Below are 23,424 nucleotides of genomic sequence, written 5' to 3'. Positions count from 1 at the left end.
GGCATCGTCACTGCTTCGGCAGCTTGGCCTTCAGCGCATACAGCGCATCCAACGCCTCGCGCGGCGACATCTCGTCGGGATGGAGCGCCTTCACGGCGTCCATCAGCAGTTCAGCCTCGGTCGGCGGTGCGGCTTCCGCGGCGGCGCGCGAGGGGACGGCGAACAACGGCAGATCGTCGGCGAGCGCACGGGCGGTCTGGCCGCGATCCTGCGCTTCGAGCTTTGCCAGCACCGATTTGGCGCGCGTGATCACAGCGGGCGGCAGGCCGGCGAGCTTGGCGACCTGGATGCCGTAGGAGCGATCGGCCGAGCCCGGCAGCACCTCGTGCAGGAACACGACATTGCCCTGCCATTCCTTCACCCGCACCGTCGCATTGAACATGCGCGGCAGCTTGGCCGAGAGCGCGGTCAGCTCGTGATAATGCGTCGCGAACAGCGTGCGGCAGCGGTTGCTCTCGTGCAGATGCTCGATCGCGGCCCAGGCGATCGACAGACCATCGAAGGTCGCGGTGCCGCGGCCGATCTCATCGAGGATCACAAGCGCGCGCTCGCCGGCCTGGTTGAGGATCGCCGCCGTCTCCACCATCTCCACCATGAAGGTCGAGCGGCCGCGGGCGAGATCGTCGGCGGCGCCGACGCGCGAGAACAGACGGTCGACGATGCCGATCCGCGCGCGCGTCGCCGGCACGAAACTGCCGATTTGAGCAAGAAGCGCAATCAGCGCGTTCTGGCGCAGGAAGGTCGACTTACCCGCCATGTTCGGGCCGGTCAGCAGCCAGAGCTGGCCGGATTTTTGCGCCGGGCTCGGCGAGAGATCGCAGGCGTTCGCAATGAACGGCTCGCCGTTGCGCTTCAAGGCCTGCTCGACCACCGGATGGCGGCCGGCTTCGATCGCAAAGCCGAGCGAGCCATCGACCTCGGGTCGCACATAGTTCTCGTCGACCGCGAGCTTGGCCAGCGACGTCGCGACATCGAGCAGCGCAAAGCCTTGCGCGGCCGCACGCAGATCGTCGCTGATCTCGATCGCCCTGGCGCAGAGCCGCTCGAAGATCTCGAGCTCGAGGCCGAGCGCGCGGTCGCCGGCATTGGCGATCTTTGCTTCGATCTCGCCGAGCTCCGACGTCGTGAACCGCACCTGGCCCGCCAGCGTCTGGCGATGGATGAAGGTCGCATTCAGCGGCGCCGACATCAGCTTGTCGCCGTGCTGCGCGGTGACCTCGACGAAATAGCCGAGCACATTGTTGTGGCGGATCTTGAGCGCCTTGACGGAGGTCACGTCGGCGTAGCGCGCCTGCATCGAGGCCACGACCAGGCGCGAAGCGTCGCGTAGGTTTCGCGCTTCGTCGAGCGCCGGCTCATAGCCGGCACGAACGAAGCCGCCATCGCGCTTGATCAGCGGCAATTGCTCGTCGAGCGCGCGCGCGAATTCGGCGGCGAGCTCGCGCGAGGGACGCTTCAGCGCCGCCATCACTGCCGTGATCTCCTGCGGCGGCTGGTCGAGCTCGCCAAGCCGCGCCAAAACCTGGTCTGCGGCGATGATGCCGTCGCGCAAGCCCGCAAGGTCGCGCGGTCCGCCGCGGCCGACGGAGAGGCGGGCCAGCGCGCGCGACATGTCGGGCGCGCCGCGCAAGATGCTGCGGATGTCCTCGCGCGTCGCCGAATCCGCGACGAAGGCACTGACGGCATCGAGCCGCCGCGCGATCGCCGGCGCGTCGGTCAAGGGCGCGGCCAGCCGCTGCGCCAGCAGGCGCGAGCCGGCCGAGGTGACCGTGCAGTCGATGGCATCGAGCAGCGAGCCGCGGCGTTCGCCGGCGAGCGTCCGCGTCAGCTCGAGATTGGCGCGGGTGGCGGGATCGATCGCCATGGTCGCGCCGGAGGCTTCGCGCGCGGGCGGCGACAGCGGCGGATGCTTGCCGACCTGGGTGCGGTCGACATAGGTGACGGCGGCGGCAGCAGCGGTGGCTTCCAGCCGCGACAGCTGCGCCAGCCCGTCCATGGTCGCGACGGCAAAGTAGTCGCAAAGGCGTTTCTCGGCGGTGGCGCCGTCGAAGACATCGCGGGTCACCGGCGTCACCGCCGGCAGCTCGCGCAAGGTCTGCCCGAGTTCGTTATCGCCATAAAGCGCGTCGGTGACGATGGCCTCGTTCGGGTTGATGCGCGCCAGCGTCGCGGCGAGCTCGCCGCCCGAGACTTCCGTCACCGTGAATTCGGCGGTCGAGATGTCGATCCAGGCAAGCCCGAAACGGTCGCCGCCGGCGGACGAGCGCGCCCGCGCGATCGCCAGCAAATAATTGTTCGCGCGCGCATCGAGCAGCGTGTCTTCCGTCAGCGTGCCCGGCGTCACCAGCCGCACCACGCCGCGGCGCACGACGCTCTTGTTGCCGCGCGCTTTCGCCGCCGCGGGATCCTCGGTCTGCTCGCACACGGCGACCCGGTGGCCGGCGCTGATCAGGCGGTGCAGATAATCCTCGGAGCGCTCGACCGGCACGCCGCACATCGGGATATCGTTGCCCTGATGCTTGCCGCGCTTGGTCAACACGATGCCGAGCGTCCTGGAGGCGATCTCGGCGTCCTCGAAGAACAGCTCGTAGAAATCGCCCATCCGGTAGAACAGCAGCAAGCCCTGATGCGCCGCCTTGATCTCCAGATACTGTTCCATCATCGGCGTGACGCGCGCGGCGGCTTCCGCCGGCGGTGCGGGGGTCGTTTCAGGCTCTGGCGCTTGTATGGGCTGTTGCATTGTCATGGGCGGCGCAACCTACAAAATTTCGCCTCCTGCTCCTATCGCTTTGGCCCGACAGCGGGGGTTTTCCACGTTGTCCGCACCGCGGCATGCGCCGGCGGCGTGCTGGTCCCTCGGAACACGCAAGCAACCGTCAATTGACCTGCCGCGGGCGCCCTCCTAAAACTCCGCCGACATTGAAGAATTTCCGCCGAACCGCGGCATTCAGGGAGAACAACGATGCGTGACGTCTTTATCTGCGATGCCGTGCGGACCCCGATCGGCCGTTTCGGCGGCTCGCTGGCCAAGGTGCGTACTGACGACCTCGCCGCCGCTCCCATCAAGGCGCTGATGGCCAAGCACCCCAATCTCGACTGGGCGCAGGTGGACGAAGTCTTCTTTGGCTGCGCCAACCAGGCCGGCGAGGACAACCGCAACGTCGCGCGCATGGCGCTGCTGCTGGCGGGGCTCCCCGACTCGGTTCCCGGCCAGACCCTGAACCGGCTCTGCGCCTCCGGCCTCGATGCGGTCGGTGCGGCCGGCCGTGCCATCCGCTCCGGTGAGATCGAGCTTGCCATTGCCGGCGGCGTCGAATCCATGACCCGCGCGCCCTTCGTGATGGGCAAGGCGCAGGAAGCGTTCTCGCGTTCGGCCGAGATCTTCGACACCACCATCGGCTGGCGCTTCATCAACCCGCTGCTCAAGGCGCAGTATGGCGTCGATGCGATGCCGGAGACCGGCGAGAACGTCGCCGAGGAATTCCAGGTCTCGCGCGCCGACCAGGATGCCTTCGCCATCCGCTCGCAGCAGCGCGCCGGCAAAGCGATCGCCGCCGGCTATTTTGCGGAAGAAATCACGCCCATCACCATTCCTGGCGGCAAAGCCGGTCCGATCACGGTCGACAAGGACGAGCATCCGCGGCCCGAGACCACGCTGGAAGGTTTGGCAAAACTGAAGCCGATCGTGCGCAACCCCGGCACGGTGACCGCCGGCAATGCCTCCGGCGTCAATGACGGCGCCGCCGCGATGATCCTTGCGTCCGAAGCCGCTGTGAAGAAGCACGGCCTGACGCCCCGCGCGCGCATCCTCGGCCTTGCCTCGGCCGGCGTGCCGCCGCGCATCATGGGCATCGGCCCGGTGCCGGCGACCCGCAAGCTGATGGAGCGGCTCGGCAAGAAGATCACCGATTTCGACCTGATCGAGCTGAACGAGGCTTTCGCCTCGCAGGGCATCGCCTGCATGCGCCAGCTCGGCGTCGCCGACGATGCCGACTACGTCAATCCGCATGGCGGCGCCATCGCGCTCGGCCATCCCCTCGGCATGAGCGGCGCGCGCCTCGCGCTCACCGCCGTGCACGGCATGGAAAAGCGCGGCGGCAAGCTCGCGCTCGCCACCATGTGCGTCGGCGTCGGCCAGGGCGTGGCCGTCGCGATCGAGAAGGTGAACTAAGACTCTGTCCTCTCCCTCTCCCCGCAAGCGGGGAGAGGCGAAGAGTCCTCGGGAGATGAGAGGATCGTTCCATGATCATCGAGCGCGAGCAGGACGTCACGGCCGCCGCACTGGCGGTGATGGAGCGAACGTCCGATCCGCGGATGCGGCAGATCATGGTCTCGCTGGTCAAGCATCTGCACGGCTTTGTCCGTGACGTGCGCTTGACCGAGAAGGAATTTCGCGACGCGACCGCAATCATCGCCGAACTCGGCAAGCTGACCACCGACACGCATAACGAAGTCGTGCTGATGGCGGGCTCGCTCGGGGTCTCGCCGCTGGTCTGCCTGCTCAATAATGGCGATCAAGGCAATACGGAAACCGATCAGTCGCTGCTCGGGCCGTTCTGGCGGCTGAACTCGCCACGGGTGGAGAATGGCGGATCGATCGTCCGCTCCGAGACTCCGGGCGCGCCGCTGTTCGTCAATGGCCGTGTCGTCGACAAGGACGGTCGCCCCGTCGCCGGCGCGGAAGTCGATGTCTGGCACGCCTCGCCGGTTGGGCTGTACGAGAACCAGGACCCCGAGCAAGCCGACATGAACCTGCGCGGCAAGTTCACGACAGATGCAGACGGGCGCTTCGCCTTTCGCTCGGTGATGATGACAGGCTATCCCATTCCGACCAATGGCGTGGTCGGTCGCCTCCTGGAAGCACAGAGCCGGCACCCCTATCGTCCGGCGCATCTGCACGCCCTGATTCTCAAGCCCGGGTTCAAGGTGCTGATCTCGCAGGTCTACGATCCCAACGATCCCCATATCGACAGCGACGTGCAGTTCGGCGTGACACAAGCGCTGATCGGCAAGTTCGTGCGCCACGAGACGTCGCATCCGACCGCGCGTGGCGTTTCGACCCCTTGGTATTCGCTCGATCACACCTACCGGCTCGAGGCCGGGGAGGCCGTGCTGCCGCGTGCGCCGATCAAATAGGGCGCTCGTGCCGAATGCCGGGCGCGAAAGGGGTGCGAAAGCTGCTTCCCTAGATTAGTTATATTCTATAATGATTGGCGCAAATGTGGTCCGGCCGAGCCGAAATGGCCGGGGAGGAGTTCGCCAATGACATTCATCTATCCCACAGGCAGCAACACGGCGCATCCGCTGCCGCTGTCGCCCGAGTACAAGAGCTCGATCAAGCGCGCACCGAACAAGCCCTTGATCCCGATGCGCCACACGCTGTCGGAGCTGACCGGCCCGGTCTATGGCCACGAGACCGTGCGCGAGGGCGACAACGATCTCACCACCCAGCACAAGGGCGAGCCGCTCGGCGAGCGCATCATCGTGCATGGTCATGTCCGCGACGAGGATGGCCGCGGCGTGCCCAACACGCTGGTCGAGATCTGGCAGGCCAACGCCTGCGGCCGCTACGTCCATGTCCGCGATCAGCATCCGGCGCCGCTCGATCCCAATTTCACCGGCGCGGGCCGCACCGTGAGCGATGCCGCCGGCTATTATCGCTTCGTCAGCATCAAGCCCGGCGCTTACCCCTGGGGCAATCATCACAATGCCTGGCGCCCCGCGCACATTCATCTTTCGGTGTTCGGTCATTCCTTCGTCAGCCGCCTGGTGACGCAGATGTATTTTCCGGGAGATCCGCTGTTCCCGTTCGATCCGATCTTCAATTCGGTGCCGGATGAGAAGGCGCGGATGCGCATGGTCTCGTCGTTTGACCTCGAGAATACCAAGCCCGAATGGGCGCTGTGCTACCGCTTCGACATCGTGCTGCGCGGCAAGAACGCCACCCCCATGGAGAACCACTAACGTGCAGGATTCTGTGAAGCCCGATGGGATCACGCCGTCGCAGACCGTCGGCCCGTTCTTCAAATACGGCCTGACGCCGACAGGCGATTACGCCTGGAACGACGCCTTCACCAATTCGACGCTGACGCCTGACGTCTCCGGCGATCGCGTCCGCATCGAGGGCCGGGTGCTCGACGGCGACGGCGCCACCGTGCCCGACGCCATGCTGGAGATCTGGCAGGCGGATGCGCAGGGGCGCTACGCCGATCCGCAGGACAAGCGCGCGCTGCCGAACGCCAGCTTCCGCGGCTTCGCCCGCTGCGGCACCGACAAGGACGGCAATTATTCCTTCGACACCATCAGGCCGGGCACGGTGCCCGATGCCGACGGCAAGCCGCAGGCACCACATCTCGTCCTGGCGGTGTTCGCGCGCGGCATGCTGCGGCATCTCTATACCCGCATCTATTTCGGCGACGAGGCCGGTAATACAGCCGATCCCGTGCTGGCGCTGGTTCCAGCCGACCGCCGCGCCACGCTGATTGCGGTGCGTGACGCGGGCAAGGCGGTCTACAAGCTCGACCTGCGCCTGCAGGGCGACAACGAGACGGTGTTCTTCGACGTGTGAAGCCAAGCGCATGCCGGCGACATCAGGTCGCCGGCAGACGTCAAAGGATCGATTGCCGTATCGCATTCCCCGTATTTTCCCGGGGTGATCGCGACGCAATTTCCGCGCGAAGAAAGTCCGTGTTTACCGCAATCCTTTAGGCTTCGCGTTGATTTGGCGCTGGCTATCGGATTGTTTCATGAAAATTCGTCTTTCGCTGTCTTCAGCAATCATTGCATTTGGCATTGTTCTGGCCATCGGCTTCACGGCGGTCGTCTCCACCAGCCTCTATGCGCTACGCGAGCTCAAGGTCGGTGGTCCGCTCTACTCCGACATCAAGCTCGGCAACGATTTGATCGCCGACATCCTGCCGCCGCCGGAATATGTCATCGAGGCCTATCTCGAAGCCACGCTCGCCATGCGTGAGCCGGACCAACTGGCAGCCCATGGCGAACGTCTGGTCCAGCTCCGCAAGGATTATGACGAGCGCAAGGCCTATTGGACCGCGTCCAGCCTCGCGGCTGACCTGAAGACGGCCCTGGTGTCCAAGTCCGACGCCGAGGTGCAGAAATTCTGGAAGCTGTTGTCCGATCAGCTCCTGCCGGCGCTCAAGGCCAAGGACGCGGCTGCGTCCGAACGCGCCTATGCGCAGCTCAAGGCCGCCTACACCGCGCATCGCGCCGTCATCGACAGCATCGTCGACAGCGCCAACAAGCAGAACGCCGACATGGAGAAGCTGGCCGCCGAGCGCGACAGCGCGATGCTCTATATTCTGCTTGGCGTCTCCGCGGCCGTGCTCGCCTTCATTGCCGCCGGTCTGCTCGGCGTCGCGTTCGGCGTGGTGCGTCCGATCGTGCGCATGACGGACACGATGCAGAAGCTTGCGACCGGAGATCTCGCCGCCGACATCCCTTTCGCGCAACGTCAGGACGAGGTCGGCTCGATGGCCGGCGCACTCCAGGTGTTCAAGCAGGGAGCGATCGAGAATTCGCGCCTGCGCGAGGAGCAATTGCAGAAGGAACAGGAAGCGGCGCTGGCCAAGCGCAGTGCCCTGCACCAGATGGCCGAGACCGTCGAGCGCGAGACCGGCCGTTCCGTCGATACCGCGAGCTCTGCGACGCAGGGCGTGGAGCGGGCTGCCGTGAGCCTTTCCGAGATCGCGCGATCCCTGTCTTCGGAATCGCAGGCGGTCGCCGCCGCCTCCACCCAGGCCCTCGGCAGTTCGCAGACCGTTTCGGCCGCCGCCGAAGAGCTGAGTGCCTCGATCCGGGAGATCGCAACGCAGGTCGGACGCACCTCGACTGTCACCAAGTCGGCGGTCGCAGGCCGCGAGCAGGCGCGCTCGACCATCCAGGCGCTGGCGGGCGCAGTGAAAAAGATCGCCGAGGTCTCCGACCTGATCGGCGGCATCGCCGGCCAGACCAATCTGCTCGCGCTCAACGCCACGATCGAGGCGGCGCGTGCCGGCGAGGCAGGCCGCGGTTTTGCGGTCGTCGCGGCCGAAGTGAAATCCCTGTCCGACCAGACTGCGAAATCCACCGAGGAGATCGGGCGCCTGATCGCGGAGATCCAGACCTCGACGCAGGCCGCGGTCGATGCCGTCGAGACCATGGGTGGCCACATCGTCGAGATCGACGGCGTGGCGACCTCGGTCGCCGCCGCGATGGAAGAGCAGGATGCCGCGACGCGAGAGATCGCCCGTTCGATCTCCGAATCGGCGTCTGCCGCGAAGGAGGTCTCTGCCAAGATCGCCAATGTCAGCCGCGACGCCGCGTCCGTGAACGACCGCGCCACGGAGGTCAGGCAGGCCATCGCGGGCATGGCGGCCAATCTGGAATCGCTGCGATCGGTTGTGGTCCGCACCGTGCGAGACTCGACCGCAGCGGCTTAACGTCCGACACCAACTCGGCCGCTGGCGCGTGGGGGCGTGATCGTGCAGTATGGCACGGGGCAGGGGCATCAGGGCTATGACACCTCCACAACTGCCGGCGGTCGCTGAACCCGGTTACCTCACGGCCGCATTGCGCAAGGCCGGCGCGCTGGACGCCGGCGCCGTGCGCGAGGTGACGGTGCTGCATGAGCGCGACACCGTGGTGTCGCACATCGCCCGGATCGACCTGCGCTATGTCGGCGAATCAGCCGGCGCGCCGCAATCCCTGATCCTGAAGACGCCACATGCCGATTTTGCCAAGACGCTCGCCGATGGCGGCCGGCATGAGGTGGCCTTCTACACCAAGCTCGCACCGAACATGCCGCGAGGGCTGGTGCCGCGCTGCTTCGACGGACGTTTCGACGAGCTGGGCGAGACCTGGCATCTCCTGCTCGAAGATCTCACCGACAGCCACGAGATCGTGACCCAATGGCCGCTGCCACCGTCGCGCGAGCAGACATTCGCGATCGTCGCTACGCTTGCACGCTGGCATGCGGCCTGGTGGGACCATCCCGATCTCGGCCACTCCATCGGCACCTGGGCGAGCCCGGACGACAGCGCGCAGCATTTGGAGACCTTTGCCGGTCATTACGACCGTTTCGCCGATATGCTCGGCGATCGCCTCAGTGAGGAGCGCCGGCTCCTTTATCGTCGCCTGATCGATCAGTCGGCCCGGCTATCCGACCGTTACCATTCGCGTCGTAACCTCAGCATCACCCACGGCGACGCCCACACCTGGAATTTCTTCCTGCCGCGCGCCGGCGTCGCTGACACCGTGCGCATCTTCGATTTCGACCTGTGGGGCGTCAATGTCCCGACCAACGACCTTGCCTACATGATGGCGCTGCATTGGTTTCCGGAGCGCCGGCAGGCCCTGGAGCGTCCGCTCCTCAATCTCTATCACGAGACACTGCTCGCAAGCGGCATCACCGGCTACACGCGCGGCGCGCTCGATCGTGACTACCGCCTGTCGGTGCTCTGGCACATCACCAAGCCGGTCTGGCAATGGGCCATCAACATCCCGCCAGGGATCTGGTGGCATCATCTGGAGCGGATCATGATGGCGGTCGAGGATCTGGGGTGTGAGGAGTTGTTGTAGGGAGCGCGCTACGCACTCGCTGTCGTCGCCCGGCTTGACCGGGCGACCCAGTATTCCAGAGACGTCTGTGGGATGCGGAAAAGCCGCGGCGTACCGGATGCCCCGGTTCCGTCTCCGCCAAGGCTACGCCGAGGCCCACACGGGCGCTCGGCACGCCGAAGCTTCAGCGAAGGCGGCAGGCCGGGGCATGACAGATGCTCCTACTCCATCACCGCATGTTCCGGCCCGGCCGCCTGCTTGCGCAGCGTGGCCTTGGTTGAGCCGATCATCAGCGCCAGCGGGATGGTGCAGAGGATGAAGACCATCACCAGCATATAGTCGTGCGAAAAGGCGATGATCTGCGCCTGCACGCTGACCATGCGGTCGGCCATGGCGCGGCCGGCGTCGGTGGAGAGGTTGATCAGGCCGCGCACGTCGGGCATCTGGAGCGCGTGGTTGAACGGGTTGATATGCTCCGAGAGGATCGCATAGGTCCTGCGCGTGCCCTGCGTCAGCTGCGCGATGACGATGGAGATGCCGACCGAGCTTGCGACGTTGCGCAAGAGCGTCAGCATCGAGGTGCCGTCGGTGCGCAAATGGTTCGGCAGCGTCAGGAACGACACCGTCGAGAGCGGCACGAAGACGAGGCCGAAGCCGAAGCCCTGCATCACGCTGACGATGACGATCTCCGGCACCTGGGTCTGGTCGGTCCAGCCGGTCATCTGGAACAGCGAGGCCGCCGTCAGCGTCAGGCCGCAGATGATCAGCGTGCGCGCCTCGATGTACTTCATGATGCGGCCGACCATCATCATGGCGAAGAAGGTGCCGAAGCCGCGGCTCGCCAAGAGACCGCCGGCGGTCATGATGGGATAGCCGATGACGTTTTGGAGGTACGGCGAGGCCAGCGCCATGGTCGAATACAGCACCAGGCCCATCACCGTCATGAAGATGCAGCCAGTGAGGAAGTTGCGGTCCTTGAACAGCGCGAACTGGATGAACGGACGCGAGGTCGTGAAGGAGTGGGCGAAGAAGTAATAGAACGCGACGCCCGAGATGACGAACTCGGTCACGATCTCGACCGATTCGAACCAGTCGAGCTGTTCGCCGCGGTCGAGCGCGAGCTGAAGCGCGCCGATCGCGATCGCCAGCGCGCCGAAGCCGAACCAGTCGAATTTAAGGCCGAGGTCCTTCTTGGTCTCATCCATGAAGACCATCAGTCCGAACACGGTGATTGCACCGAACGGCAGATTGACGAAGAACACCCAGTGCCAGGAATAGGTTTCGGTCAACCAGGCACCGAGCGACGGGCCCATGATCGGCCCCATCATCACGCCCATGCCCCAGATCGACATCGCCTTGGCGCGTTCCTGGAGCGTGTAATAGTCGAGCATGACCGACTGCGACAGCGGCACCAGTGCGGCGCCAAACACGCCCTGCAGCAGGCGGAACAGCACCATCTGGTTGATGTCCTGTGCAAGGCCGCAGAGCACGGAAGCAAAGGTGAAGCCAGCCGCGCAGATGATGAAGATGCGCTTGCGGCCGAAGCGGTTCGAGATCCAGCCCACCGGTGCCGTCATGATCGCGGCGGCGACGATGTAGGAGGTCAGCACCCAGTTGATCTGGTCCTGCGAGGCCGACAGCGTGCCCTGCATGTAGGGCAGGGCGACGTTGGCAATGGTGGTGTCCAGCGCCTGCATGATGGTCGCCGTCATGGCGCAGATCGTCACCATGTTCCGGCGCAGGCCGGGGACCATCAGGGCGGGATTGGACTCCGCCATCGGATCAGTCCTTGTCCTGGTCTTTATCTTGGCTTGCGGTCGCCGACAGACCAAGCAGGCCGGCGAGCGAGCGCTGATGACCGGTGTCGATGGTGGCATAGACGCTCATGCCGGCCTTCAGCTTCTTCACGTATTTGTCGCTCTCGTCGAAATAGATCCTGACAGGCACGCGCTGCACCACCTTGACGAAATTGCCGGTGGCGTTCTGCGGCGGCAGGATCGCGAATTGCGCGCCGGTGCCGGGCGACAGCGAGCCGATCTTGCCCTTGAAGACGTGGTTCGGGAACGCGTCGACCTCGAGCGTGACGGGCTGTCCCTCGGTGACGTAGGTGAGGTCGCTCTCCTTCGGGTTGGCATCGACCCAGGGATGGGCGATGTCGACGATGGAGAACACCGCCGTTCCGGCGGCGACATAGCGGCCAAGCTGGATCTGCTCGACCTGGGTCGCGATGCCATCCATCGGCGCGCGCAGCACGGTGTGATCGAGATTGCGCTGGGCGTCTTCGAGCTTGGCCTTGGCCTGGACGTAAGGCGGGAATTCTTCCAGCGGCAGTTTGGGATTGCCGAGCAATTGCGTCTTGGCGTTGGAGAGCTGCTGCTTGATGAACTGCGCCTGCGCGCCTGCGGTGACCATCGCGTTCGAGGCGTTGTCGAGGTCGAGCTGGGAGCCGAAGCTGTTCTTCACCAGCGCCTGCTTGCGTTCGACATCGCGCTTTTTCAGGTCGACGCCCTGCTGGGCGAGATCGAGCATGTCGCCGTAGATCTTGATGTTGGCGATGAGATTGTCATAGGTCGTCTGCGCCTGGGCGAGTTGCGCCTTGGCTTCTTCAGCTGCGAGGCGGAACGGCACGGGATCGATCTCGAACAGCTCGTCGCCCTTCTTGACCGACTGTCCCTCCTTCACGACGACCTTCTGGATCTTGCCGGAGATGTCGGGCGTCACCAGCACTTTCTGGGCGCCGACATAGGCGTCGTCGGTGCCGACGTAGCGGCCGCCATTGAGATAGAAGGTCAGGCCGGCGATGACGGCCACGATCGGCAGCACCACCATCAGCAGGAAGCGGCGATAGCGGCGCAAGCCCGCGACGAAGCGGCGGCGCGGGTCGGTGCCGGCCTTCTTGGTCGGCTTGCCGCTGTCGATCTTTTGCTCCGGCTGGAATTTGAGAACCTGATCAGCCATAGCGCTGCTCCTTACGTGCTTGTTCCGCGCCAGACGTCTGAATCGCAGTTCGCACGTTTTCTTTGATGGTTTCGAGTTGGGTGAGGAGGCGGTGGGCGTCCGCCGGGCTGATGCCGTCGAGCGCGTTCGCCGTGAGCTCCGATTTCAGGCCGCTCATCTTGCCGAGCAGTGCACGGCCGGCCTTCTTGAGATAGAGGCGCTTGACGCGGCGGTCGCTGGCGTCGCTGCGGCGCTCGATCCAGTCGCTGTCGCAGAGCTTGTCGATCAGCCGCGTCAGCGTGATCGGCTGCATCTCCAGCAGCTCGGCGAGTTCCGACTGCTTCATGCCCTCGCTGCGCTCGACCTTGGCCAAGACAGCCCATTGCGCGCGGGTGATGCCGAAGCGCGAGGCCTCCTTGTCGGCATAGACGCGCAACAGCCGGTACAGCTCGCCGAGCGTGAACAGGAAATTCTGGTCGACAGACGACCCGCGGGTCATGAGCTTGGTCTCCAATAAGCTTGGATATAATAAGCAAGCTTATGATTATTTCATGGCGGGTTAACGCGGTGCTGTCCCGCAGCAAAAGCATGGCTGACCGCCGCTGCGCCGGTCGTGCTTTGGGTTCCCCGGCCGAAATGCTAGAAGCGGGCCGAATGACCCTCGCAAAGCCCACCTTTCCGACGCCCGACCATGATCACGGACGCTGCACCGCGGATGCGCTGGCGCATGCGGAAGCGGTTTGCGAGCAGCGCGCGCAGAAATTCACGCCGATCCGCCGCCAGGTGCTGGGGGCCTTGCTCTCCAGCCATCGCCCGCTCGGCGCCTATGAAGTGATCGACGAGCTCGCCAAATCGATGCCGCGGCCGGCGCCGATCACGGTCTACCGCGCTCTCGATTTCCTGATGGCGAACGGCCTCGTGCACCGCATCGAGAGCCGCAACGCCTATCTCGCCTGCGCCGCGCACGATCATGACGCGACCTCGGCGGTGGCGTTCCTGATCTGCGAGCGCTGCGGTCTGGTCGGCGAGATCCCGTCAGGGTCGTTCGCCAGGGAGCTCAACGCCGCGGCGCGCGCGTCAGGCTTTGCACCAAAACTGTCTGTGGTGGAGATCGCGGGCGTCTGCACCCATTGTCAGAAAACGTCCTAAAGCAACAACGGCGCAAAGCCGGATTCCAGGAAGACATGTCCTCACCTCAAGCCATCCCGTCCGCCGGCCGCCCTCTCAGTGCCGGCGCCATCGCCCTGATGCTGATGCTGTGCCTGACCTGGGGTTTCAACCAGATCGCGGTGAAGCTCGTCATCCCCGACATCCCGCCGATGTTGCAGGCGACCATCCGCTCGATGGGGGCGCTGCCGGTGCTGTTCATCATCGGCAGCTTGCGCGGGGTAAGGTTCTTCGAGCGCGACGGCACGCTCGCGGCAGGTCTGTTTGCCGGCTTGATGTTCGGCGTCGAATTCGTGCTGATCTATGAAGGTCTGCGCTTCACGCCGGCGTCGCGCGCGGTCGTGTTCCTCTACACCGCGCCGTTCTTTGTCGCGCTCGGTTCGTATCAGGTGCTGGGGGAGCGGCTGATGGGCTCGCAATGGTTGGGGCTGGCCTTGAGCTTTGCCGGCGTCGCGCTCGCGATCGGCGTGCCGCAGCCGGATGTCGACGCCAAAGTGCTGCTCGGCGATCTCATGATCGTCGGCGGTGGCGCGCTTTGGGCCGCGACCACGCTGGTCGCCAAGGCGACGCGGCTGCGCTTTGCCCCGCCGGAGAAGGCGCTCGGCTACCAGGTCGCGATGTCGATCCCGATTCTGGGGCTCGCCGCCTATCTGTTCGGGGAGACCATCCCCCACACCCCGAGCCCGCTCTCGATCGGGCTGATGGTGTTCCAGGCGGTCTGGGTGGTGGGAACCACGTTCACGCTTTGGTTCGCGCTGGTGAAGACCTATTCGGCCAGCAAATTGTCGGCTTTTACCTTCATCACCCCTTTGTTTGGCGTGGTGGGTAGCTATTTCATCATGCACGACACCCTGAGTCTGGCCTTTGGGGCGGCAGCCGTCCTTGTAATCGCTGGACTTTTCCTGGTTAACCGTCCCAGCCAATCCGCTGCGGCGCCAGCTGATGCATTGCTGAATGTCACCAAAACCTGATATTTGGACCCCATGAACAAGCTCGAAAACCCCCTCGATTCCGACCTCGCGGGCCCCGCGCCCCGGCACAAGACCACCCAGGTGAAGGTGGGCAACGTCGCCGTCGGCGGCGGCGCGCCGATCGTCGTGCAGTCGATGACCAACACCGACACCGCCGACATCGACGGCACCATCGCCCAGGTCGCAGCGCTCGCGCGCGCCGGCTCCGAAATGGTCCGCATCACCGTGGACCGCGAGGAGGCCGCTGCCGCCGTCCCGCACATCCGCGATGGTCTCGCCAAGCGCGGCATCACCACGCCGCTGATCGGCGACTTCCATTATATCGGCCACAAGCTGCTCGCGGCCTATCCGGCCTGCGCCGAGGCGCTGGCGAAGTATCGCATCAATCCCGGCAATGTCGGCTTCAAGGACAAGCGCGACACGCAGTTCGCCGACATCATCGAGATCGCGAACAAGAACAACAAGCCGGTCCGCATCGGCGCCAATTGGGGCTCGCTCGACCAGGAGCTCTTGACCAAGCTGATGGACGAGAACGCCGCCTCCGCCAATCCGCGCGACGTGCGCGCGGTGACGCGCGAGGCGATGGTGCAGTCGGCGCTGCTCTCGGCCGCGCGCGCCGAAGAGCTCGGCATGCCCAAGGATCGCATCATCCTCTCCGCCAAGGTTTCGGCGGTGCAGGACCTGATCGCGGTCTATCAGGATCTCGCCAGCCGGTCCGACTACGCCATCCATCTCGGCCTCACCGAAGCCGGTATGGGCTCGAAGGGCATCGTGGCCTCGTCCGCCGCGCTCGGCATCCTCTTGCAGCAGGGCATCGGCGACACCATCCGCATCTCGCTGACGCCGGAGCCCGGCGGCGACCGCACCCGCGAGGTGCAGGTGGGCCAGGAGCTGCTCCAGACCATGGGCTTCCGCACCTTCGTGCCGCTGGTCGCCGCGTGCCCCGGCTGCGGCCGCACCACCTCGACCACGTTCCAGGAGCTGGCACGCTCGATCCAGGACTTCATCCGCGACGAGATGCCGAGCTGGAAGAGCAAATATCCCGGCGTCGAGGAGCTCAACGTCGCGGTGATGGGCTGCATCGTCAACGGCCCCGGCGAATCCAAGCACGCCAATATCGGCATCTCCTTGCCCGGCACCGGCGAAGCGCCGGCCGCGCCGGTCTTCGTCGACGGCAAGAAGTTCCGCACGCTGCGCGGTCCGACCATCTCCGCCGACTTCAAGGCGCTGGTGATCGACTATATCGACCAGCGCTACGGCCAGGGCGCCAAGGCGCCGGCGGCGGAGTGATTCCACTCCGCTAGATGTGACCCGCGTTTAGCCCGGATTGCGCTTCGCTCCATCCGGGCTACGATGCCTCCCAATCAACAATGATTGGGAGCAACACCCATGAGCTCACTCGCCGGCAAGCAAGGTCCGCGTTACCGCCACACGGCTGACGACGGCGCGCCGTACGAGACCATCGCGGTCGAAAAGCTCACCCCCATCATCGGTGCGGAAATCTCCGGCGTCGATATCGGCAAGCTGGTCGAAGGCGACAGCGGCTCCAACCAGCAGATGGACGAGATCCATCGCGCGCTTGCCGAAAACCTCGTCATCTTCTTCCGCGACCAGACCATCACGCCGAAACAGCATCTCGCCTTCGGCCGCAAGTTCGGCGAGCTGCATTTTCATCCCGCAGCCCCACACGAGGATGAAGACCCGGCGCTGATGAAGATCTACGCCGACAAGAACTCGCCCCGCGCCAACGGCGAGGGCTGGCACTCCGACGTGTCCTGCGACCTCGAGCCGCCGATGGGCTCGATCCTCTACATCAAGCAGTGCCCGCCGCTCGGCGGCGACACGCTGTTCGCCAACATGTATGCCGCCTATGAAGCCCTGTCCGATCGCATGAAGGCCTATCTCGACGGCCTCACCGCGCTGCATGACGGCGAGCCGATCTATCGCGGCCTCTATGCGAACTACGGCGTCGCCGATCGCCCGTCCTATCCAAACGCCGAGCATCCGGTGGTGCGCACGCATCCGGTGACGGGCAGGAAGGCGCTTTACGTCAATCGCGGCTTCACCAGGCACATCAACGGCATTCCGCGCGACGAGAGCGATGCGATGCTCGCCTATCTCTACCAGCACGCCGAGAACCCCCTGTTCCAGTGCCGCTTCCGCTGGACCGAGAACGCCATCGCCTTCTGGGACAATCGCTGCACCCAGCATCGCGCCATGTGGGACTACTGGCCGCATACGCGCTCGGGCACGCGCGTGACGGTGAAGGGGGAGCGGCCGGTGTGAAAATCTCGTGGCGCATCACCGCCGCTATTGCTGTTGCGCTGATCCCGCTTGTGGCCGTGCCGGCTGATCATGGCGAGGCGGCCGCGCGAGCGAAGATCAAGCCTGCAACGCCCGAGACATGCGATCCCCACAAATTCCGGCTCATTCTCGATGTCGGACACACCTCCGAATCGCAAGGCGCGACCAGCGCGCGCAACGACGTCGAATTCGGCTTCAACCTGCAGCTAACGAAGCTGATCGGCGAGAGATTGAAGTCGGCGGGTTTCGCTGCAACCCGCGTGCTCGTGACCGACGGCAAGGCGCGGGCCAGCCTGCTCAAGCGCGTCGGCACGGCGAACGACGCGCATGCGGATTTTTTCCTGTCGGTCCACCACGATTCCGTGCCGGACAAGATGCTCGAGGAATGGGAATTCGACGGCGCCAAGAGCTATTTCAGCGACCGTTTCAGCGGCCATTCGCTGTTCGTGTCGGAGCGCAACCCGCATTTCTCCGCCAGCCTCGCCTTCGCCAAGCTGCTGGGACGGGAGTTGAAGGAGAAAGGCCTGCAATACGCCACCCAATACACCCTGCCGCTGATGGGGCATTACCGGCATCCGTTGCTCGACAAGGATGTCGGCGTCTATCGCTATGACGGGCTCGTCGTGCTGTCGCAGACCCGAAGCGCCGCGGTCTTGCTGGAGGCCGGTTCCATCATCAACCGCGACGAGGAGATGGCGATGAACTCGCCGGAGCGACGGGAGCTGATTGCAGCGGCGGTGACGAGGGCGATGCGGTCGTATTGCGAGAAGCGGTAGCGCGCGGGAATCTACAGCGGCGCGCCCCGATATTCCCGGTTCGCCAGGCTTGCCTCTTCCAGATCCAGATCGCGCTCGATCCTGCGCCGCGTCTCGTCGGTGATCTGCCCGTCGCGCAAGAGATCATGGATGAATTTGCGCTCGGCTTCGATCAGGTCGCGCGTGAGCGCTGTGCCGGCGGCGGAGACGTCGTGATGGGCGGGATCGAGCGAGTCAGGCAGCTGGTTGACGCGGATCTCGTGGCGGGCGCGCAACAGCCGCATCACCTCGTCCGACACCTCTTTCTCCTCGGTCAATGCATCCAGCGATTTCAGCGCGGCGTCGAGCGCCTGGCGCCGCGCCGAGATCTCGGCCTCGTGCTCGGCGACATGCTCGACGCGGCCGGCTTCGGCGATGCCGAGCCAGCGCACCACCGGCGGCAGCGTCAGGCCGACGCCGATCAGCGTGATGAAGATGACACCGAAGGCGACGAACAGGATCAGGTCGCGATAGGGGAAGGCCTCGCCGCCGGGCAGCGTGAACGGCAGCGCCAGCGCGGCGGCCAGCGACACCGCGCCGCGCACGCCGGTGAAGGCGAGCGCGAACGGCCATTGCCAGGGCGGCGACGGATCGCGCGCCCGCAGCGACTTGCTCAGCATCCGCGGCAGATAGGTCGCGGGGTAGAGCCAGGCAAAGCGCGCCAGAACGATGATGGCCATGACCACCGCGGTCGCGATCATGATGTCGTCGAGCGGGAACGCCTTCGACTTTTCATAGAGCGCGCGCATCTGGAAGCCGGTGAGCAGGAACAGCAGGCCCTCGATCAGGTAGATGATGAGGTCCCAGAAGAAGATGCCCTGCAGGCGCGTCGACGCCGAAATCAGCAACGGTCCGTTCCAACTGACATAAAGGCCGCAGGCCACCGTGGCGATCACGCCGGAGCCGCCGACATGCTCCGGCAGCCAATAGGAGACGTAAGGCGTGATCAGCGACAGCGTCAGCTCGACCCGCGGCTCGCACGACCATTTGCGGAAGCGCAGCGAAAGCCAGCCGACGCCGATGCCGAAGGCAATCTCGCCGGCGACGATCAGGACGAATTCGCCCGCCGCCATCGGCAGCGAGAATTGCCCGACCATGATCGCGGCGAGCGCGAAGCGGTACAGGATCAGCGCGGTGGCGTCGTTGGCGAGCCCTTCGCCCTCGAGGATGACAAGCAGCCGGCGCGGCATGTTGAGGCGGCGGGCGATCGCGAGCGGCGCCACCACGTCCGGCGGCGCAACGATGGCGCCCAGCAGGAAGCCGATGCTCCAGGGCAGGCCGATCACGTAATGGGTGGCGGCTGCAACAAGCGCCGCGGTGAAGATCACGGCGCCGACCGCGAGCAGCACGATCGGTCGCAGATTGGTCCTGAACTCGCGCCAGCTCATCGCCACGCTCGCCGAGTAGATCAGCGGCGGCAGCACCATCAGCAGCACCAGTTCCGGCGGCAGTTCCACCGGCGGCATGCCCGGCACGAAAGCAAGCCCGACGCCCGACAGCATCAACAGGATGGCAGGCGCCAGGTTGAAGCGCCGTGCCACCAGCGCGGTGCCGGCCAGCACCGCGAGCAGGATGAGAAAGGTCTGGAATTTCGCTGCGATCATGACCTGTCTTGGCCGGAAGCGGCCAGCAGGTCAATGCAGGGTGGTCTACGCTAGTCGTTCGGCCACTCTGCGCCCGATGCTGGCGAACACCGCCTCGAGCTGGGCCGCATTTGGTGTGCCGCCCTGGGTGTAGGCCGCGATCAGGATCGGCGCATCGCCTTTCGGCCAGGCGACGGCGATATCGCCCGATGCGTCCTTGCCATTGTTGCCGGTCTTGTCGCCGATCTTCCAGGCTGCCGGCAGGCCGCCGCGCAGGCGGTTCGCGCCGGTCTTGCAACCGACCAGCCACTCGGTGAGCTGGGCGCGTGAAGCGGGCGAAAGTGCCTCGCCCGTGACCAGCCGTTTGAGATTGCCCGCCATCGCCGCCGGCGTCGTGGTGTCATGGGGATCGCCGGGCGGGGAGCGGTTGAGCTCGGGTTCGTTGTGGTCGAGCCGCGAAGTGGTGTCGCCGATCGAGCGCCAGAAAGCCGTGAGCGCGGCTGGTCCGCCGATGCGCGCGAGCAGCAGATTGGCGCAGGTGTTGTCGCTGAGCTCGACGGCCGCCTTGCACATGTCGGCGACCGACATCGCGCCGGCCGAGAGATTCTGTTTTGCGACCGGCGCGTAGTCCAGGAGATCGGCCTTGCCGTAAGGGATCACGGTGGCGAGCTTCTCCTCGCCGCGATCGACCCGCGCCAGCACGCAGGCGGCGAGCGAGGCCTTGAATGTCGAGCACATCACGAAGCGCTCGTCTGCCCGCCAGGCGAGCTTTGCGCCGGTTGCAAGGTTCTCCGCATAGACCCCGATCTTTCCGCCGCTCTCGCGCTCATAGGATTCGAGTTCAGGCGGTGCGTCGGCGGCAAAGGCGGGCGCAGCGGCCATCCAGCACAGCGAGGCGAGCAGGGAACGGCGATCGAGAAGCATGGGGGACTTTCGGGGCAGGTGGGGAGAGGAGCGACTTAGCGTATGTGCTATCCGCGCCGTCATTGCGAGTGTAGCGAAGCAATCCAGAGCGTCTCCGTGGAGGGATTCTGGATTGCTTCGCTACGCTCGCAATGACGTGTGGCGAGAGTTGGGCTCGTAATGACGGCGGCTTCTATCCGACGGCCGGCGAACGCCTCACTCCTTCAGATCATACCTGTACGATTTCGATACGATCTGCCAGCCGTCGGCGAGCTTCATCGCCACCAGATAGTCCGTGAAGAACCGTGGCGGCAGCTGGCATTTGACCTTGATGAAGGCGGTCTTGTCGTCCGAGCGGTCGATGGTGATGATGAAGTCCTCGCGCGGCTTGCCTTCCGCCTTGGCGGAGGGGCGCTTGCGCACCCGGGCGAGCCAGTCAGGCACGGTCAGGATCTTCAGCTCGCCCTTTTCCACCCAGCGCAGATCGGCTGAGGGGTGGAAGACATCGCCGAGCTTGTCGGCATCCCCCTCGTAAAGCGCGTCGAAATAGGATTGCACGACCGTTTCGACGCTCGACCGATTTGGGCTCATGGGTCATCCCCTTGAATGATGGTTGGGCACGAATTTAGTCGTACACGTCAAATTGCGCTATGGCTGTCTTCTGCCATTTGCACGAGGGCGCCATCGTGACGGGATCGCAATATCGGAACGCTCGGATCCTTGCTGGCGAATGCTATTGCCGCGCGGTGCGCTACGAGGTGGCGGATGCGTTCTCCTACGCGCTGATTTGTCATTGCTCGAACTGCCGCCGCACCACCGGTTCCGCCTTCAAGCCGTTCGCCGGCATCGAATACGGCCAGCTCCGCCTGGTCAGGGGCGAGGACCTCAGGATCATCTACGGCGACGACACCACCCATGACGCGCACTGTGCCCGCTGCGGCTCGTTGCTTTATTCTCGCGTCCGCGAAGGAAAATGGGCCCATGTCGCCATGGGAACCCTGGTCGATACCCCCTCGATCCGTCCGAGTGCCCATATTTTCGTGGGCTCCAAGGCGCCGTGGCACGAGATCACGGACAATCTGCCGCAGTATCGGGGGCACGTCGGGGATGGCTAAAGCGTTTTCGAGCGAAGTGGATACCGGCTTATGCGGATATGGCGGCGAACCGCCAACGCACTGGCGCGACTAACGAAAGGGGCGCCTCGGCCGGTTGCTCGCGCCGGCTTGGTGACCTCCATCACAAGCGCAGGCGGCGGATCTTGCTAAGTCTGTCTCGGGGGTGTGAGCTACCCCGAATTTTTTGGAAGTGGTGTCATGCGCAATTTGTTCAGGCTTTGCCCATTGCTCCTTGCCGCCGTGCTGCTGTTCGGCGCCGATCCTGCCTTTGCCGGAAAGCGTGTCGCGCTGGTGCTGGCCAACTCGGCCTATCAGAACGCGCCCTCGCTCGCCAATCCCGTCAACGACGGTGCGGTGATGGCCAAGACGCTGAAGGATGCCGGCTTCGATGTCGTCGATTCCCGCCACGACCTGACCGCGCTCGATACGCGGCGCGTGCTGCGCGACTTCGCCGATGCGACCCGCAATGCCGACATCGCCGTAGTCTACTATGCCGGCCATGGCATCGAGGTCGACGGCTCCAACTATCTGATTCCTGTCGATGCCAAGCTTGAGCGCGACACCGACGTCTATGACGAGGCGCTGTCGCTCGATCGCGTGCTGGTCGCGGTCGAGCCGGCGAAGCAGCTTCGTTTGGTGATCCTCGATGCCTGCCGCGACAATCCGTTTGGCAAGACCATGAAGCGCACCCTGGCCTCGCGCGGCATCGGCCGAGGTCTGGCCCAGGTCGAGCCGGCCAGCACCAACACGCTGATCGCCTATTCGGCCAAGGCCGGCTTCACCGCACAGGATGGCGACGGTGCCAACAGCCCCTTCACCATCGCCTTGTCGAAGCATCTGACGACGCCGGGCCTCGACGTCCGCCGCGCCTTCGGCTTCGTGCGCGACGATGTGCTCAAGGCGACCGGCAACAAGCAGGAGCCGTTCGTCTACGGCTCGCTCGGCGGCGAGGACGTGCCGCTGGTGCCGGTCAAGGCCGCGCCGGCAGCCGCATCCGCGCCCGCGATCAATCCGCAGGCCGACATGCGCCGCGACTATGAGCTTGCGCTCCAGGTCGGTAACAAGCCGGCATGGGAGGCCTTCCTGGCCCAGCACCCGGACGGCTTCTACGCGAACCTTGCCAAGCTTCAGATCGACAAGATCCAGGCCGAGCAGGTTCATGCTGCCGCAATCGAGAAGGCGAAGCAGGCCGAGGCCGAGCGTGACCGTCTCGCCGCGATTGGCGCGCAGACGGACGCGCAAGCCAAGGCGGCGGCTGACGCGAAGGCGGCCGAGCAGGCCCAGCTCGTTGCGCAGAAGGCGAAGGAGCAGGCGCAGCAGCAGGCCGCGGCCGCCGAGCAGCAGCGCGTCAATCTCGCCGCTGCGACGCCGGGCGCTGCGCCGGCCAGCACCGCAAGCCCTGCCGGGACCAATGTCGCTTCGCTGACGCCTGCCGATCTCAGCCGCTCGGTGCAGACCGAGCTCGGCCGCGTCGGCTGTTTCTCCGGACAGGCTGACGGCGTCTGGAATCCGTCCTCGCAGCGGTCGCTGTCGCAGTTCAACCGCTATGCCGGCACCAAGCTCGACGTGAAGGTGGCGAGCACCGATGCGCTCGATACGGTCAAGTCAAAGCAGTCGCGCGTCTGCCCGCTGGTCTGCGATCACGGCTTCAAGGCCGATGGCGAGAAATGCACCAAGATCGTCTGCGACGATGGCTATGTGCTGAATGACGACAATCAATGCGAGAAGCAGCGCGCCGCCAAGCCCGGCAAGCCTGCAACTGACAAGCCTGCAACCGCAAAGCGCGACGACAGCGATGATCGTCCCGCACGGCAGCGCCGTCAGTCCGGCGGTGCCGGCGGCGTCGCTGCGGCTGGCGCCGGTCGCGCTACGGGCGGTGGCGGTCAGATCTTTTGCAACGATCTGCTCTGCCGTCCGGTCAGGCCCGGCTGCCATCTCGTCTATCGCGGCGGCGGCGGCCCTCACAATGATGCCAATGCCGAGGTCTGTAACTGATCTGCCGCAAGACGTTCGTGACGGCTAAAGCGCGATGCGATTGGGATGAATCGATGCGCGCCAAGAACTCGAGTCACCTCTCCCGCAGGGAGAGGTCGGA

General features: G+C 65.2%; 20 protein-coding genes. 13 read left to right on the top strand and 7 right to left on the bottom strand.

Annotated features, from left to right (window positions below; all coding sequences use genetic code 11):
• Positions 1-7: 7 nt before the first annotated feature.
• Positions 8-2,746 carry a DNA mismatch repair protein MutS gene (gene mutS / locus L6637_RS19500; protein WP_237871721.1) on the bottom strand — a complete coding sequence of 913 codons (2,739 nt, stop codon included), beginning with the start codon at positions 2,744-2,746 and terminating at the stop codon, positions 8-10.
• A gap of 216 nt (positions 2,747-2,962) precedes the next feature.
• Here mutS and pcaF point away from each other — a divergent pair, with 216 nt between their 5' ends.
• The 6 genes from pcaF to L6637_RS19470 all read left to right on the top strand — a co-directional run bounded on the left by pcaF (position 2,963) and on the right by L6637_RS19470 (position 9,576).
• A complete protein-coding gene (gene pcaF / locus L6637_RS19495; RefSeq protein ID WP_237871719.1) occupies positions 2,963-4,171 on the top strand; it encodes a 3-oxoadipyl-CoA thiolase in 1,209 nt (402 codons plus the stop codon).
• A gap of 71 nt (positions 4,172-4,242) precedes the next feature.
• A complete protein-coding gene (locus L6637_RS19490) occupies positions 4,243-5,136 on the top strand; it encodes a dioxygenase family protein (RefSeq protein WP_237871717.1) in 894 nt (297 codons plus the stop codon).
• A 126-nt stretch (positions 5,137-5,262) separates the two neighbouring features.
• Positions 5,263-5,964: a protocatechuate 3,4-dioxygenase subunit beta gene (gene pcaH / locus L6637_RS19485; protein ID WP_237871715.1), complete on the top strand. Its 702-nt coding sequence runs from the start codon at positions 5,263-5,265 to the stop codon at positions 5,962-5,964.
• Position 5,965: 1 nt separating this feature from the next.
• Entirely contained in the window at positions 5,966-6,568 is a 603-nt protein-coding gene (pcaG, locus tag L6637_RS19480; protein WP_237871713.1) for a protocatechuate 3,4-dioxygenase subunit alpha, read from the top strand.
• 178 nt (positions 6,569-6,746) lie between these two features.
• A complete protein-coding gene (locus tag L6637_RS19475; RefSeq protein WP_237860410.1) occupies positions 6,747-8,438 on the top strand; it encodes a methyl-accepting chemotaxis protein in 1,692 nt (563 codons plus the stop codon).
• A gap of 49 nt (positions 8,439-8,487) precedes the next feature.
• The gene (locus L6637_RS19470) at positions 8,488-9,576 is read left to right on the top strand and encodes an ecdysteroid 22-kinase family protein (RefSeq protein ID WP_237871711.1); all 1,089 of its coding nucleotides are present in this window, start codon (positions 8,488-8,490) and stop codon (positions 9,574-9,576) included.
• 200 nt (positions 9,577-9,776) lie between these two features.
• Here the strand turns inward: L6637_RS19470 and L6637_RS19465 are convergent, their stop codons facing one another.
• The 3 genes from L6637_RS19465 to L6637_RS19455 are packed head-to-tail and all read right to left on the bottom strand — an operon-like array spanning position 9,777 to position 12,991.
• Positions 9,777-11,333 (bottom strand): MDR family MFS transporter, encoded by a 1,557-nt coding sequence (locus tag L6637_RS19465; RefSeq protein WP_237860406.1) that lies wholly within the window; start codon positions 11,331-11,333, stop codon positions 9,777-9,779.
• A gap of 4 nt (positions 11,334-11,337) precedes the next feature.
• Positions 11,338-12,513 (bottom strand): HlyD family secretion protein, encoded by a 1,176-nt coding sequence (locus L6637_RS19460; protein WP_237860404.1) that lies wholly within the window; start codon positions 12,511-12,513, stop codon positions 11,338-11,340.
• The gene (locus L6637_RS19455; protein ID WP_237860402.1) at positions 12,506-12,991 is read right to left on the bottom strand and encodes a MarR family winged helix-turn-helix transcriptional regulator; all 486 of its coding nucleotides are present in this window, start codon (positions 12,989-12,991) and stop codon (positions 12,506-12,508) included. The genes L6637_RS19460 and L6637_RS19455 overlap by 8 nt, the downstream gene beginning before the upstream one ends.
• Positions 12,992-13,146: 155 nt before the next feature.
• Here L6637_RS19455 and L6637_RS19450 point away from each other — a divergent pair, with 155 nt between their 5' ends.
• The 5 genes from L6637_RS19450 (at position 13,147) to L6637_RS19430 (ending at position 17,710) form a co-directional block, all read left to right on the top strand.
• Positions 13,147-13,641 carry a Fur family transcriptional regulator gene (locus tag L6637_RS19450; RefSeq protein ID WP_237871709.1) on the top strand — a complete coding sequence of 165 codons (495 nt, stop codon included), beginning with the start codon at positions 13,147-13,149 and terminating at the stop codon, positions 13,639-13,641.
• 35 nt (positions 13,642-13,676) lie between these two features.
• The gene (locus L6637_RS19445) at positions 13,677-14,630 is read left to right on the top strand and encodes a DMT family transporter (protein ID WP_237871707.1); all 954 of its coding nucleotides are present in this window, start codon (positions 13,677-13,679) and stop codon (positions 14,628-14,630) included.
• A gap of 12 nt (positions 14,631-14,642) precedes the next feature.
• Positions 14,643-15,920, top strand: a complete 1,278-nt coding sequence (gene ispG / locus L6637_RS19440) for a flavodoxin-dependent (E)-4-hydroxy-3-methylbut-2-enyl-diphosphate synthase (protein WP_237860397.1) — start codon at positions 14,643-14,645, stop codon at positions 15,918-15,920.
• Between the two features lie 99 nt (positions 15,921-16,019).
• A complete protein-coding gene (locus L6637_RS19435; protein WP_237871705.1) occupies positions 16,020-16,916 on the top strand; it encodes a TauD/TfdA dioxygenase family protein in 897 nt (298 codons plus the stop codon).
• On the top strand, positions 16,913-17,710 hold the full coding sequence (locus tag L6637_RS19430; protein WP_237860392.1) for an N-acetylmuramoyl-L-alanine amidase family protein: 798 nt from the start codon (positions 16,913-16,915) through the stop codon (positions 17,708-17,710). The genes L6637_RS19435 and L6637_RS19430 overlap by 4 nt, the downstream gene beginning before the upstream one ends.
• A gap of 11 nt (positions 17,711-17,721) precedes the next feature.
• On the opposite strand, the gene L6637_RS19425 is transcribed toward L6637_RS19430, so the two are convergent.
• The 3 genes from L6637_RS19425 to L6637_RS19415 all read right to left on the bottom strand — a co-directional run bounded on the left by L6637_RS19425 (position 17,722) and on the right by L6637_RS19415 (position 20,805).
• On the bottom strand, positions 17,722-19,332 hold the full coding sequence (locus tag L6637_RS19425) for a Na+/H+ antiporter (RefSeq protein ID WP_237860390.1): 1,611 nt from the start codon (positions 19,330-19,332) through the stop codon (positions 17,722-17,724).
• A gap of 45 nt (positions 19,333-19,377) precedes the next feature.
• The gene (bla, locus tag L6637_RS19420) at positions 19,378-20,235 is read right to left on the bottom strand and encodes a class A beta-lactamase (RefSeq protein ID WP_237871703.1); all 858 of its coding nucleotides are present in this window, start codon (positions 20,233-20,235) and stop codon (positions 19,378-19,380) included.
• Positions 20,236-20,430: 195 nt separating this feature from the next.
• Entirely contained in the window at positions 20,431-20,805 is a 375-nt protein-coding gene (locus L6637_RS19415) for a nuclear transport factor 2 family protein (protein ID WP_237871701.1), read from the bottom strand.
• 95 nt (positions 20,806-20,900) lie between these two features.
• On the opposite strand from L6637_RS19415, the gene L6637_RS19410 reads away from it, so the two are divergent.
• Together L6637_RS19410 and L6637_RS19405 are read left to right on the top strand one after the other, a co-directional pair.
• Positions 20,901-21,329, top strand: coding sequence for a GFA family protein (locus L6637_RS19410; protein ID WP_237871953.1), 429 nt, complete (start codon positions 20,901-20,903; stop codon positions 21,327-21,329).
• A gap of 198 nt (positions 21,330-21,527) precedes the next feature.
• Positions 21,528-23,324: a caspase family protein gene (locus L6637_RS19405; protein WP_237871699.1), complete on the top strand. Its 1,797-nt coding sequence runs from the start codon at positions 21,528-21,530 to the stop codon at positions 23,322-23,324.
• Positions 23,325-23,424 lie beyond the last annotated feature (100 nt).

The sequence above is a fragment of the Bradyrhizobium zhengyangense genome (genome assembly GCF_022012435.1).
GTDB lineage: Bacteria > Pseudomonadota > Alphaproteobacteria > Rhizobiales > Xanthobacteraceae > Bradyrhizobium > Bradyrhizobium zhengyangense.
This window is presented reverse-complemented; position numbering and strand designations above follow the sequence as displayed.